The organism is Agromyces sp. NPDC057865 (genome assembly GCF_042796995.1).
In the GTDB taxonomy this organism is placed as follows: Bacteria; Actinomycetota; Actinomycetes; order Actinomycetales; family Microbacteriaceae; genus Agromyces.
This window is the reverse complement of sequence record NZ_JBHVMJ010000005.1, coordinates 17289-30564: the sequence shown is the minus strand read 5'-3', so window position 1 is coordinate 30564 and position 13276 is coordinate 17289. Positions and strand designations below refer to the sequence as shown.

Annotated in this window: 12 protein-coding genes and 1 tRNA gene; 10 read left to right on the top strand and 3 right to left on the bottom strand. The window is 71.4% G+C overall.

Annotated elements, in window-relative coordinates:
- Positions 1–19: 19 nt before the first annotated feature.
- Positions 20–793 carry a MerR family transcriptional regulator gene (locus ACFVN5_RS18920; protein ID WP_376957327.1) on the top strand — a complete coding sequence of 258 codons (774 nt, stop codon included), beginning with the start codon at positions 20–22 and terminating at the stop codon, positions 791–793.
- Here ACFVN5_RS18920 and ACFVN5_RS18915 read toward each other — a convergent pair.
- Positions 790–1929, bottom strand: coding sequence for an ABC transporter permease (locus tag ACFVN5_RS18915; protein WP_376957325.1), 1140 nt, complete (start codon positions 1927–1929; stop codon positions 790–792). The two genes, ACFVN5_RS18920 and ACFVN5_RS18915, sit on opposite strands and share 4 nt — an antisense overlap.
- Positions 1926–2897 (bottom strand): ABC transporter ATP-binding protein, encoded by a 972-nt coding sequence (locus tag ACFVN5_RS18910; protein WP_376957323.1) that lies wholly within the window; start codon positions 2895–2897, stop codon positions 1926–1928. The genes ACFVN5_RS18915 and ACFVN5_RS18910 overlap by 4 nt, the downstream gene beginning before the upstream one ends.
- 218 nt (positions 2898–3115) lie before the next feature.
- Here ACFVN5_RS18910 and ACFVN5_RS18905 point away from each other — a divergent pair, with 218 nt between their 5' ends.
- Together ACFVN5_RS18905 and hisS are read left to right on the top strand one after the other, a co-directional pair.
- Positions 3116–3559 carry a hypothetical protein gene (locus ACFVN5_RS18905; protein WP_376957321.1) on the top strand — a complete coding sequence of 148 codons (444 nt, stop codon included), beginning with the start codon at positions 3116–3118 and terminating at the stop codon, positions 3557–3559.
- Positions 3560–3668: 109 nt separating this feature from the next.
- Entirely contained in the window at positions 3669–4937 is a 1269-nt protein-coding gene (hisS, locus tag ACFVN5_RS18900) for a histidine--tRNA ligase (protein WP_376957319.1), read from the top strand.
- A 100-nt stretch (positions 4938–5037) separates the two neighbouring features.
- Here hisS and ACFVN5_RS18895 read toward each other — a convergent pair whose 3' ends face one another.
- A complete protein-coding gene (locus ACFVN5_RS18895; RefSeq protein ID WP_376957317.1) occupies positions 5038–5955 on the bottom strand; it encodes an endonuclease domain-containing protein in 918 nt (305 codons plus the stop codon).
- Between the two features lie 273 nt (positions 5956–6228).
- Between ACFVN5_RS18895 and eno the strand changes: the two genes are divergently transcribed.
- From eno to ACFVN5_RS18860, 7 genes are all read left to right on the top strand, one after another.
- On the top strand, positions 6229–7509 hold the full coding sequence (gene eno / locus ACFVN5_RS18890) for a phosphopyruvate hydratase (RefSeq protein WP_376957315.1): 1281 nt from the start codon (positions 6229–6231) through the stop codon (positions 7507–7509).
- A gap of 74 nt (positions 7510–7583) precedes the next feature.
- Positions 7584–8531 carry a septum formation initiator family protein gene (locus ACFVN5_RS18885; protein WP_376957313.1) on the top strand — a complete coding sequence of 316 codons (948 nt, stop codon included), beginning with the start codon at positions 7584–7586 and terminating at the stop codon, positions 8529–8531.
- Complete coding sequence (locus ACFVN5_RS18880; RefSeq protein WP_376957311.1) at positions 8528–9088, top strand: DUF501 domain-containing protein; 561 nt, start codon at positions 8528–8530, stop codon at positions 9086–9088. The genes ACFVN5_RS18885 and ACFVN5_RS18880 overlap by 4 nt, the downstream gene beginning before the upstream one ends.
- Entirely contained in the window at positions 9085–10371 is a 1287-nt protein-coding gene (locus ACFVN5_RS18875) for a S8 family serine peptidase (protein ID WP_376957309.1), read from the top strand. Before ACFVN5_RS18880 ends, ACFVN5_RS18875 begins: the two co-directional genes overlap by 4 nt.
- 34 nt (positions 10372–10405) lie before the next feature.
- A complete protein-coding gene (locus tag ACFVN5_RS18870; protein ID WP_376957307.1) occupies positions 10406–11872 on the top strand; it encodes an NAD(P)/FAD-dependent oxidoreductase in 1467 nt (488 codons plus the stop codon).
- A gap of 55 nt (positions 11873–11927) precedes the next feature.
- A tRNA-Leu gene (locus tag ACFVN5_RS18865) sits at positions 11928–12001 on the top strand.
- A 714-nt stretch (positions 12002–12715) separates the two neighbouring features.
- The gene (locus tag ACFVN5_RS18860; RefSeq protein ID WP_376957305.1) at positions 12716–13147 is read left to right on the top strand and encodes a hypothetical protein; all 432 of its coding nucleotides are present in this window, start codon (positions 12716–12718) and stop codon (positions 13145–13147) included.
- Positions 13148–13276: the final 129 nt, after the last annotated feature.

The window sequence follows — 13276 nt, the reverse complement described above, 5'->3', positions numbered from 1 at the left end:
GGGGTTTCGGGGAGGCGATGTGGAGGGGCGTCCGCTGCGCACGGCCGACGTCGCCCGTGCGTCGGGGTACTCGCTGCAGCAGGTGCGCGACCTCGAGCGGCTCGGCGTCATCCCGCCCGCCGAACGCACCGGCAACGGCTATCGCGCCTACGCGCCGGTCCACGTCGTCGCACTCCGCGCCTACCGGTCGCTCGCGTTCGCGGCCGGTCCGGTGGCGTCCCGGCACCTGCTCGCCGATGCGTGGGGGCAGAGCCCGGCGGATGCCGCGGCGGCGATCGGCGACGTGCATGTGCGCCTCGCCCGGGAGCGCGAGGAGGTGCTGCACGCACGGCGGGCGCTCGCCGCGATCCGGTCGGAGGCGGGCGCGGTGGACCCGAACCCGCGGTCGGTGGAAGGTACGGACGGAGGCGCGGGCTCGGGCGCGGGCGATGCGATGTCGATCACCGAGCTCGCCGGAGCCCTCGACGTGCGCACCTCGACGCTGCGCTTCTGGGAGCAGGAGGGGCTCGTGCACCCCGATCGGATCACGTCCGTGCGCGCACGGCACTACGCGCCGGAGGCCGTGCGCGAGGCGCGGATCGTCGCCGCGCTGCGACGCGCGGGCTACGGCGTCCGGGCCGTGCGCGAGCTCATGGGCGCACTCGGCCACGCCGACGGGCTCGAGGCGGCCGACCGCGTCCTGCAGTCACGGCTCGACGGGATCGCCGGCCGGACGGTCGCGCTGCTGCGGGCCGGGTCGGACCTCGCCGACGTGCTCGACGCGCTCGCACCCGGCACGTCGGTTGCGCGCTAGGCCACTCGGCTCCCCGACGGAAGCCGCCGCGCCGGCACCTCCGTGCGCCGCCACGCCCAGAACAGCGCCGCGCCGCCGAGCAGTGCGTTGATCGTGAGGCCCACGAACCACGACGGCACCGAGCGGTCGTACACGTCCTGCGGCGTCTCGACGTCGGGCTGGACGTACTCGCCCGACGGCCGCCAGGTCGCGCAGTCGTCGATGAGCACGTCGGTCTCGGGCGCATGCTGCGCCGAGCGCACGCCCACGGCGATCCAGCCGAAGAGGTCGCGCGGACTGCCGTACTCGTCGAACGTGCCCGGCGCGGCATCCGCCAGCACCACGTAGGGGTTGGCCGCGAGGAAGCCCCAGACGAGGTCGAACCGCGGCGTCGGGTACTCGCGGATGTCGGGCGGCAGGCACGGAGCCAGTTCCCCGGCCGGCGGTGGCCCGTCCTGCTCGAGGGCCTGCCAGTCGACGCCGACGTAGGTCTGCCGCACGGTCGTCTGGATCGCCGTGCCGCCGAGCCCGAACGCGATGAGCGTGCCGATGCTGAGCGCCGCGACGACGAGGTAGGTCACGGCCACGGAGAACAGCGGCTTCGTGAGCACGCCCGAGAGCCCCACGCCGATCGCGGCGATCACGCCGAGCTCGATCGCGAGCACCAGCACCGAGACCATGATGGTCGGTGCGGAGACCTGCCCGAGGGCGACCGCGAAGACGAGGAACGGCAGGGATGCCGCGAGGAACGCGAGCGCCGTGAGCCACGCCGCGATCCACTTGCCGACCACCAGCTGCGCCGTCGTGATGAGCGTGACCTGCGTGGTCGCGAGGGTGCCGGCGTCGCGCTCGCCGTTGATCGCGTTGCCGCTGAGGGCGGGGGAGACGAGCGTGCCGAGCAGCAGCACGAAGAACACGATGGTCGAGAACACGCCGCCGCCGCCGTCGTCCCACGCGTTGGTCGCGAGCACGAGCAGCCCCGTGACGATCGTCACGAGCAGCACGAACACGCCGAGCAGCACGTACCACGCGACGCCGCGCACGCGCTGCTTGAGGTCGAGCGTCACGATGAGCCACATGCCGGCGAGGAAGCCCTCGTCGGGACGCACCGCAGTCGTGGGCGCCTGCACCGGGGTCGTCCCGGGTGCGGCGCTCATGCGCCGGCCTCGCCGTCGATGGGGGCCGCCGGGTCGGGCGCGGATGCCGCGGGCGGAGGCCCGGCGCGGTTGAGGTCGAGGAACACGTGCTCGAGGTCGCCGACGGCGGGCGCGAAGGACGAGACCGGCACGCCCACGCTCACGAGGTGCGCGAGGAGCTGCGCGGCATCCGCTTCGCTCGCCAGCGGCACGATCGCCCCGAGGTGGTCGATGTGCGCGACCGTGCCGAAGCCCGCGGCGATGAGCGCTTCGCGCAGGCGCTCGGCATGGAGGGCCCGCACCCGCCACTGTCGTGCGCTGCGCCCCGCGGCGGCGACGGCGTCGGCCGCGGCCGTGACGCCGTCGGCGACGTACACGGCGGTGTCGGCCATCTCCTCGAGCTCCGCGAGCACGTGACTCGACACGAGCACCGTCTTGCCCTCGCCGGCCAGGCGCCGGACGAGGTCGCGCAGCGCGACGCGCGCGCCCGGGTCGAGCCCCGACGCCGGCTCGTCGAGCAGCAGCACCTCGGGGTCGTGCACGAGAGCTCTGGCCAGGCTTAGCCGCTGCTTCTGCCCGCGCGAGAGCACGCGCGTGGGCCGGTCGGCGAGCGGTCGAAGGTCGACCATGTCGATGAGCCGCGCCGAGCGAGCGGATGCCGCATCCTTCGCCATGCCGTACATGCGGGCGCTCGTGGTGAGCGCGTCGCGCACCGTGAGGGCGGGCCACGAGCCGAGCGTGTCGGGCATCCAGCCGATGCGCGCACGCACCTCGCGCGGCTGCGTGACCGGGTCGAACCCCGCGATGCGGATGGAGCCCGCGTCTGGGGCGAGGAGGGTCGCGAGCATCAGGAGAAGGGTCGTCTTGCCGGCGCCGTTCGGGCCGATGAGCCCCGCGACGTGACCCGGCGGCACCGAGAAGCTCGCGTGCCGGACCGCCTCGACTTCGCCGAAGGAGCGGGCGACCCGCTCCACCGTGATGCCCCCCACCGTGCCACCGTCCTGTCCGCCGCGTCGCAATCGGTCGGAGTCTAGCGGCGGGGTGCGGCGCCGCGCGGGAATCGCGGCGGGTCCTGTGGACAGGCGGCGAGGTCGAGTCCCGGGGCGCGTCGGGGTCGCGTGCGCACGGCCGTCGGCGTACGGTCGGGGCAGGCGCATCACCATCACCGCACGCATCGCCGCACGCCGACGAGGGGATCGAGGGCGACATGGGCATCGAGGAGGAGCGGCTCGCCGAGTTCTTCGACGAGTACGCCGCGGCGCTGCGGGAGTTCGACGCCGACGCCACGGCCCGCCTGTGGGGCCTGCCCGGCATGATCGTCACCGACGACTTCGCGGGCGCGCTCGAGAGCCGCGCCGACATGGCCGCCGGGCTCGCGTCGTCGTACCCGCTCTACCGGCGCCTCGGCCTCGAGTCCGCGCTGCCCGAGATCCTCGCGGTCAGCGCGCTCACGGACCTGATCTCGCTCGTGCGGGTGCGCTGGAGCTACCTCGACGCTGCGGACGAGGTCATCGTGACCACCGACTACGAGTACCTCGTGCGCGACGACGCCGACGCGCTGCACGTCTACCTCGCCGTGGGCATCGACGAGGCCGACGCGCTGCAGCGGGCGGCGCGCACGCGCGGCGTCGACCTCGACCTTTTCGGGTGAGCCGCGGCATCCGCCCGTGATCGAGGAGCGCCGCCGCAGGCGATGCGTATCGAGATCCCCACTGCTTCGACGACAGAGCTGCACCGCCCGTGCTGGAAGAATGGTCGGCATGGCCGCAACCGTCACCCCTCCGCGCGGCATGCGCGACTTCCTGCCCGCCGAGAAGGCCCGGCGCGAGCACGCGCTCGGCGTGATCCGCGACGTCTACGCGGCGCACGGCTTCGACGAGATCGAGACGCCCGTGATGGAGGACTCCTCGCGCCTGCACGCCGGCCTCGGCGGCGACAACGAGAAGCTGGCGTTCGCGGTGATGAAGCGCGGCCTCACGTCCGAGGACCTGGCGGCCGCCGCGGCATCCGGTGAGGCCCTCGCCCTCGCCGACCTCGGCCTGCGCTACGACCTCACGGTGCCCCTCGCGCGGTTCTACGCGACGCACCGCGCCGCGCTGCCGCCGGTGTTCCGGGCGATCCAGATCGCTCCAGTGTGGCGCGCCGAGCGCCCGCAGAAGGGCCGCTACCGCCAGTTCGTGCAGTGCGACATCGACATCATCGGCGAGCCCGGGCCGCTCGCCGAGCTCGAGCTGCTCACCGCGACGATCGCCACGCTCGACGCGCTCGGCCTCGGCGGCTGCACGATCCGGCTCAACGACCGGCGGATCCTCGGCGGCATCCTCACGTCGTGGAACGTGCCCGACGACCTGCGCGAGCGCGCGCTCATCACGATCGACAAGCTCGACAAGATCGGCACGGCGGGCGTCGCGGCCGAGCTCGTCGAGCTCAGGGCGGTCGACGCGTCGACGGATGTCGCGGCCCAGCTCGAGGCGCTCACCTCGGCCGACTGGCACCTGCGCGACGGCGTCGTTCCGCCGCCTGCGTGGCTCGACCTCGACGCCTACCGCGACCTGCTCGCGCTGCGCGAGGCGCTGCCCGACGCCGCGATCGAGTTCGACCCCACGCTCGTGCGCGGCATGGGCTACTACACGGGCACGATCTTCGAGATCGCGCACCCCGACTTCGGCTACTCGCTCGGCGGCGGCGGCCGCTACGACCACATGATCGGACGCTTCCTCGGCCAGGAGGTGCCGGCCTGCGGCTTCTCGATCGGGTTCGAGCGCATCGTGGACCTCCTCGCGATCCGCGACCACTCGCGTCCGCGCGCCGTCGTGCTGGTGTACGACCCCGAGGTGTCGCCCGCGGAGCTCCTGCGCCTCAAGGACGAGCTCGTCTCGGGCGGCACGCGCGTGCGCCTCGAACGCCGCGTCAAGAACCTGCGCGCCCTGCTCGACCGCGTCGCCGCCGACGGCTTCGACGCCTTCGCGCAGGTCGGCCCCGACACGACGGATGCCGCGTCGCTCGCGTTCCGCGACCTCTCCGCGTAGCGCGGGCCTGGGTCTCCTCGCCCCGCGCGCACCGCGCGTCTTTCCGCGAATGGGCGATCTTGGCGCGCTGCGAGAGCGGACGATCGCCAAGATCGCCCACTCACGGAGCTGAGCGCGCCAGTCGGACTCGCCGGATCCGCTCGATGAGCCGCTCCGGTTCGTCGAACAGCGCATGCCGGGTCACGCGGATGACGCGCCAGCCCGCGTCCTCGAAGAGTTCGCGTCGCTCGATGTCGTGCTCCCATCGCCTCGCCTCGCGATGGTCGCCGCCCTCGCACTCGATCGCGATGCGAAGGTCCGGATACGCGAGATCGGGATGCAGCATCAGGCCGCGTCCGACCGCCACCGGATGACCGATGACCGGTTCGGGGAGTCCGGCCGCGACGATGACGAGGCGCAGGAGCGTCTCCATCCGCGATGCGGGCCCCACGCGAATCTGCTCGAGCGCCCACCGCGCCGCGCGCGCACCACGGCATCGGGGAGACCGATGCAGCGTCGCTGCGAGCTGCGGGAGTGTGGTGAACGCCGGCTCGCGTGAACGGCCGAACGGTGATCCCGTCACCAGGAAGTCGCCCACCGCGGTGAGGTCCTCGCGGCGCAGCGCACCTGCGAGGTGCAGCCACGTCGCCTCGGGTGAGACCACCGGCAGGCCGAATCGCAGCACGACCGGGAAGCTGCCCGACGATCGATGTCCCACGGTCCCCGTCGTACGCGCACGCGTCACGCCGGGACTCATGACGTGCAGTGGCTGCGCGGCGCTCATCCTCGACGGGAGCGGCGCCCCGAGCAGCAGCGCTGCGGTCTGGTGGCTGAACGCCTCGCCGGCACGGAGCAACGGTTCGTACGCCTGGCAGGCCTCGACGATCGCCTCGACGTCGAGTCCGAGCGAACTGACGCCGGTGAACGGATGCTGCACGCGACGTGCACGCAGTCGGGCCCGCGTCGTCTCGAACTGGGCATGGTCGCTCGTGCGGATCGCCGCGCCGCGCGGGATCGGGTCCTTCGTTCCTCCGGGCATGCGCCCCAGCGTGCCGATTTCCGCAGTTCGCTGCTCCAGCTCTCCACACGACGATGCGAGTGGGCGATCTTGGCGACCGCGCGCCGGGGTGACGCGCCAAGATCGCCCACTCGCGGAAACGACGGGGAGGAGGGGGCGAGCGGAGCGCGGGCGGGCGGATGCCGCGGCCCCGCGGCATCCGTGGCGCGTCATGGGTGAGCGCGCCTCACTAGACTGTCTGGCGGATCACGACGGAGTCGTCCGACGCACACCCCCATCACAGAGGAGTTCACTGTGGCATTCATCGAAGCTGTAGGCGCCCGCGAGATTCTGGATTCTCGCGGCAACCCGACCGTCGAGGTGGAGGTGCTGCTCGACGACGGCTCGCTGGCGCGCGCGGCCGTCCCCTCGGGCGCGTCGACCGGCGCCTTCGAGGCGTACGAGCTGCGCGACGGCGACAGCGACCGCTACCTCGGCAAGGGCGTGCAGAAGGCCGTCGACGCCGTGCTCGACGAGCTCGGCCCGGCCATCGAGGACCTCGACGCCGCCGACCAGCGCCTCGTCGACGCCGCGCTCATCGAGGCCGACGGCACCGAGAACAAGAGCCGCCTCGGCGCGAACGCCATCCTCGGCGTGAGCCTCGCGGTCGCGAAGGCCGCAGCCGACTCGGCCGACCTGCCGCTGTTCCGCTACCTCGGCGGCCCGAACGCGCACGTGCTGCCCGTGCCGATGATGAACATCATCAACGGCGGCGCGCACGCCGACACCGGCGTCGACATCCAGGAGTTCATGATCCTGCCGATCGGCGCGCCCACGTACTCCGAGGGCCTCCGCTGGGGCGTCGAGACCTACCACGCGCTGAAGAGCCTGCTGAAGTCGAAGGGTCTCTCGACCGGCCTCGGCGACGAGGGCGGCTTCGCCCCCGACTTCGAGCACAACCGCGCGGCGCTCGACTTCATCGCCGAGGCGATCGGCACGGCCGGCTTCACGCTCGGCACCGACATCGCGCTCGGCCTCGACGTCGCCGCCAGCGAGTTCTACGAGAACGGCGTCTACCGCTTCGAGGGCAAGGACCGCACGTCCGACGAGATGAACGCGTACTACGCCGAGCTCGCCGCCGCGTACCCGCTCATCTCGATCGAGGACCCGCTGAACGAGGACGACTGGGAGGGCTGGGCCGCGCTCACCTCCGAGCTCGGCACGAAGCTCCAGCTCGTCGGAGACGACCTGTTCGTCACCAACCCGGCGCGCCTGGCGGACGGCATCGCCCGCCACGCCGGCAACTCGATCCTCGTGAAGGTCAACCAGATCGGCACGCTCACCGAGACGCTCGATGCCGTGAAGCTCGCGCAGCGCGCCGGTTACACCGCGGTGCTCTCGCACCGCTCGGGCGAGACCGAGGACACGACCATCGCCGACCTCGCCGTCGCGACCGACTGCGGTCAGATCAAGACGGGCGCGCCCGCCCGGTCGGAGCGCGTCGCCAAGTACAATCAGCTCCTGAGGATCGAAGAAGAACTCGGTGAGGCCGCGGTGTACGCGGGCCGCACGGCGTTCCCGCGATTCACGGCCTGAGCAGACTGAGGTCATGACGGGGGCGGCCGTGAGGCCGCCCCCGTTCTCCTTTCCCGGGTCGGTGAGGAGGGGCGATGCATCCGGACGCTCCGCGCCCTCCGCGCTCGTCGGGCGTGCCCCGTCGTCCCGCCGTCCCGGGTCGTCCCGGCGCGGTCCCCGGCACGTCGAAGTCGGATGCCGCGGCGGCGTCGGCCGCGAAGCGCTCGGCGGCGTCGGCGGCCCCGGCGAAGGCGAAGCCCACGCCGTCGAAGGCGCCGAAGGCGTCGAAGTCGGATGCCGCGACGGGCGCCACTCCGAAGGGCGCGCCGACCACGAGCTCGAAGCCGACGGCGTCGAAGCCGGCCACGGCCGCAACGTCCGCCGCCGGAAGCAAGCCGGCCACTCCCGCCAAGGGCGCCCGCGGAACGAAGGCCGCGAAGGGCGCGGCCTCCGCATCCGCGTCGAAGACGTCACGCCCGGGTCGCGGCGGCAACGGCCGGACCCGCCCGCCGAAGGCCCGCTCGAACACGGGGTCGGGCGGGGCGGCTTCGACCGATCGCGCGGGGTGGCTCAGCGGCATCCGATTCTCAGGGTTCTCGCTCATCATGATGGGTGTGCTCGTGCTCGCGGTGGTGGTGCTCGCGCCGACGATCGCGGCGTTCGCGCAGCAGCGCCAGCAGATCGCGGAGCTGCGCGCCGCCGTCTCCGCGCAGGAGGCGGAGGTGCAGCGCCTGCGCGGCGAGCGCGAACGCTGGAACGACGAGACGTTCATCATGACCCAGGCCCGCGAGCGGCTGTACTACGTGATGCCGGGTGAGGTGAGCTACCTCGTCATCGACGACCGTACCGAGGCGGCGAAGGCGGATGCCACCGCCGCCGTCTCGGCCGAAGTGACCGAATCGAAGGGCGACTGGATGCGCACCCTGCTGGACTCCGTGATGACCGCGGGGCTCGCTCCCGCGCCGACGGATCCGGCGGACGCACCCGCCGACACTCCTGCGGACGCGCCCGTCGGCGCGCCGGCCGAGGGGAGCGGACGATGAGGCCGCCGTTCGCGCCCGTGAGCGAGCGCGACATCCGCATCGTCTCGGCGCAGCTGGGTCGCCAGGCGCGCGACGTCGTGGGCATCCCCGCGCGTTGCGTGTGCGGCGCGCCGACCGTGGTCGCCACGCGGCCGCGCCTGTCGGACGGCACGCCCTTCCCGACGTTCTACTACCTGACGCATCCGGTCGCGACCGCGGCGATGTCGTTCCTCGAGGCCGCGCAGGTCATGGTCGAGTGCAACGACCTGCTCGCGGCCGACGCCGAGGTGCGCGCCGGGTACGAGCAGGCGCACGCGGACTACCTCGCCGACCGCGAGTCGATCGCGGTCGTCGCCGAGCTCGCCGGCATCTCGGCCGGCGGCATGCCGACGCGCGTGAAATGCCTGCACGCCCTCGCGGCGCACGCCCTCTCGGCCGGACCGGGCGCGAACCCGATCGGCGATATCGCGCTCGAGCGCTCGACGTGGACGCCCGAGGTGTGCCAGTGCCCCGACTACGGCGTCGACGTGCCCGACCCCGAGGACCCGGCCGACGACGACACCGGAGGGCGCGCGTGACGCGTCGCGCCCGACGCGTCCGACCCCTCGCCGTCGCGGTGCGGGCGGCCGCCGTCGCCGCCGTCGCGACGTCGATCGCGCTCCTGGGCGCGACGCCGGCACACGCCGACACCGTGCGCGACCTCGAGTACTGGCTCAACGACTACGGCTTCACCACGGCGTGGAACACCTCGCGCGGGGACGGCGTCACCGTCGCGATCATCGACACGGGCGTGAACGGCAACGTCGCCGAGTTGAAGGGCGCCGTCGTCGGCGGCACGGATGTCTCGGGCATCGGCACTCCCGACGGGCAGACGCCCGTGGGCGACGATCCCAACCACGGCACGATGGTGGCCTCGCTCCTCGCCGGACGCGGCACCGGCGAGGGCAACGGCGTGATCGGCATCGCCCCGCAGGCCGACCTGCTCACCGTCTCCGTCGCCTTCGGGCAGGACACCGGCGCCGAGAAGTCGAACGACGACCAGATCGCCGAGGCCGTGAAGTGGGCGGTCGACAGCGGCGCGGACATCATCAACATGTCGCTCACCCGGAACACGCGGGACTGGCCCGAGAGCTGGGACAACGCGTTCCTTTACGCGTTCGAGCATGACGTGGTGGTCGTCGCCGCCGCCGGCAACCGAGGGAGCGGCACGAGCGAGGTGGGTGCGCCGGCCACGATCCCCGGCGTGCTGACGGTGGCGGGGGTCGACAAGGAGAAGAACGCGAGCTTCGACGCCAGCTCGCAGGGCATCACGATCGCGGTCGCCGCCCCGAGCGAGGACCTCGTCGGGGTGCTGCCCGACGGCAGCTACGTGCAGTGGAGCGGCACGAGCGCCGCAGCCCCGATCGTGTCGGGGCTAGCGGCCCTCGTTCGCAGCGAGTTCCCCGACCTGAGCGCCGCGAACGTCATCGAACGACTCATTCGGACGGCCGATCCGCACGGCCAGTCGGTGCCGAGCCCGCTGTATGGATGGGGCATCATCGACCCCGTTCCGGCGCTCACCGCCGACGTTCCCGAGATCGAGGACAACCCGCTCGGCAGCCTCACGGAGTGGATCACCCTGCACCGGCGCGCGGATGCCCCGACCTCGGAGGGCGGCGACGATTCCGAGGAGGTCGTGCCGGTCGCCGACCCTCCGCTGCCACGATCCGACGAGGCGAAGACCCTCCTGCCCACGGCGTGGACGCTCGCCTATATCACGGTGCCGCTCTCGTTGGTCGCCGGATTTGGTACGCTAGCAGCGCTGTTGGGCATCGGCGCCACTCGGCATACCAGGCGGACTGTCCGCACTCGCGAGCAGTGATCGCAAGCAACAGATACTGAGGAGTCCATTCACCGTGCCCAAGATTCTCATCGTCGGTGGCGGCTATGCGGGTTTCTACACAGCGTGGAAGCTCGAGAAGTGGCTGCGCGCGGGCGAGGCCGAGGTCACGATCGTCGACCCGCTCCCGTACATGACGTACCAGCCGTTCCTTCCCGAGGTCGCCGCGGGTTCGATCGAGCCCCGTCACGCGGTCGTCTCGCAGCGCCGGCACCTGAAGAAGACCAACGTCGTCACGGCCAAGGTCACCCGCATCGACCACGCGTCGAAGACCGCCACGATCACGCCCGAGCTGGGTGAGCCGTGGGAGTTCGAGTACGACGTCGTCGTGGTGACGGGCGGCGCGGTGTCGCGCACCTTCCCGATCCCCGGCATCGCCGAGAACGCGATCGGCCTGAAGGCCATCGAGGAGGCCGTTGCGATCCGCGACGGCGTGCTCAGCAACTTCGACAAGGCGTCGAACCTCCCGCCCGGTCCCGAGCGCGAGCGCCTGCTCACGTTCGTCGTCGTCGGCGGCGGCTTCGCGGGCATCGAGATCTTCGCCGAGCTCCGCTCGTTCGCCAGCGCGCTGCTCGAGTACTACCCGCAGCTCACGTTCGACGAGACGCACTTCCACCTCATCGAGGCCATGGGCCGCATCATGCCCGAGGTGTCGCTCGAGACCAGCCACTGGGTCATCAAGCACCTTGCGCAGCGCGGCGCGGAGATCCACCTCGACACGCAGCTCACGAGCGCGGTCGACGGCAAGATCGAGCTCTCGACAGGCGAGACCTTCGAGTCCGACCTCATCGTCTGGACCGCGGGTGTCATGGCCAACCCGGCCATCGTGCGCTCGAGCGACCTCCCCGTCGAGGAGCGCGGCCGAATCATGACCCGTGCCGACCTGCGCGTCGGCGACGAGGACGACTTCGTGCCCGACGCCTGGGCGGCCGGCGACATCGCCGCCGTGCCCGACCTGTCGGGCGGCGGTGTCGGCGGCTACTGCGTGCCGAATGCGCAGCACGCCGTGCGCCAGGGCAAGCTCCTCGCGAAGAACATCGTGGCCGTGCTCCGCGGCGAGGAGCCCAAGGAGTACTTCCACAAGAACCTCGGCGCGGTCGCCGGCCTCGGCATCGGCTCGGGCGTGTTCCAGTCGGGCAAGCTCGCGATCAAGGGCCTGCTCGCGTGGTTCGCTCACCGCGGCTACCACGGTCTCGCCATGCCCAGCTGGGAGCGCAAGTTCCGCGTGTTCTGGGGCTGGTGGAACAACTTCTGGCTCGGCCGCGACATCGTGTCGCTCTCGGCGCTCCAGCAGCCGCGCGCCCAGTTCGAGCAGTTCGCCGCGCGCCCGAAGCCGCCGGCCGCCGCTGCGCCGGCACCGGCTCCCGCCGTGGCATCCGGCACGGCAGCGCCCAAGGCCGTGAAGGCCGCAGCCGACGCCAAGCCGGCGAAGGCCGAGGCGGAGAAGGCCGACGCGAAGGCCGAGCCGGTCGCCGCCAAGTGATCGCGGCCTCCGCGAAGTAGTGTTGACGCGGCGTCGCCCCTCGGGGCGGCGCCGCGCTCCCGTAGCCCAACTGGCAGAGGCAGGCGACTTAAACTCGCCGAAGTCTGGGTTCGAATCCCAGCGGGAGCACCTGTCTGTAGGTGACGGACGCTCGTGGGCAGGACGTCGCGGCACTGGTCGCGCAGGCTGAGCGACTTCATCGACCTGTGTGCGCAGTCCGGAGGGAGCGGTCGCGCCTTCACCGGATCCGTCCGATGCCAGCAGGAGTGCGCTGCATTGAGGGGTCGTACGTTTGCCTGTTCATCGGCCGCAATAGGCAAGCGAACGGATCACCCGCTTCGTTCGCTGTCCTGCCGCCCCTGCCGCGCTTCGCGCGCTTCCCAACCTCCCCCGATCATCCTTCGTTCTTCGTGGGGGAGGTTGGGAAGTAGAGCAGGGACAGCAGGACAGGGAATGACAACAAGAGAACACAAGATCCACGGCATCGCGCGAGAGGAATGACGCGAACACGGAGCGTCGAAAGGAGGGGGTACGCATACGGATTGGTGCCCTAGTGATGGGGGTGAATGCGCGTTCTTCCACTCTTCTCTCGGACAGCTCAAAGTTGCATCGCCAAGGCAGGTGTTGGGGGATAGTGGCGTGACTGAGGCGGGGGTACGTTGTGAGTGTCCCTCCGCCGAACGGCGTCCGACTCCGGCCGAGGGCAGTCCTCGTCGATCGACGTACATCAGCGACCGGTCCGCGAATTGCTACATGCGCTTCGGCCGCTGCGGTTGGCGTGCGATTCGTGCGCGTCCGACCTGCCCGAGAGATTGTCGATATCGGCACGGAAGGAAGCGGATCATGGCGCTCTCCGATCAGCTGAGCAAGCTCAGCGACCAAGCAAAGCACCTCGAAGAATCGGCAGAGGAGTTGCACACCGAGAACCAAGCGAAAGTCCAAGCCCGACTCACCGAGCTCCGAACGTCACTCGATCAAGCGCAACGCGACATCGACGCACAAGCTCAGGCCGATGCGGAGTCCGTCGCAGCCGGTTGGGCAGATCTGCAGAAATCGGTGTCCGACGGCTTCGCGGAGATGAAAGCGGACATGGAGGCCCGACAGGCCGGCAGGAAGGCGAAGCGGGCTGACAGGGCGGCCGATCAGGCCGAGTATGACGCCGCCGCCGCCATCGACTGGGCGGTCTACGCACTTGAAGAGGCGGAGTACTACGTGCTCGCAGCCGCTCAAGCCCGGGCCGACGCGGACGCCGCCGCGGCAGCCGCCAGCACGTAGTTATTCGCTGCATTCGCAGCGCATTCGCGGCGCTCTGGGAATACGCCACGTTCCGCCGCGCCCGACGCGCGATCTCAACTCGTCTTGTTCGGGCTTGGCGGAGCGAGCGCTTGGGATGTCATGAAGCAC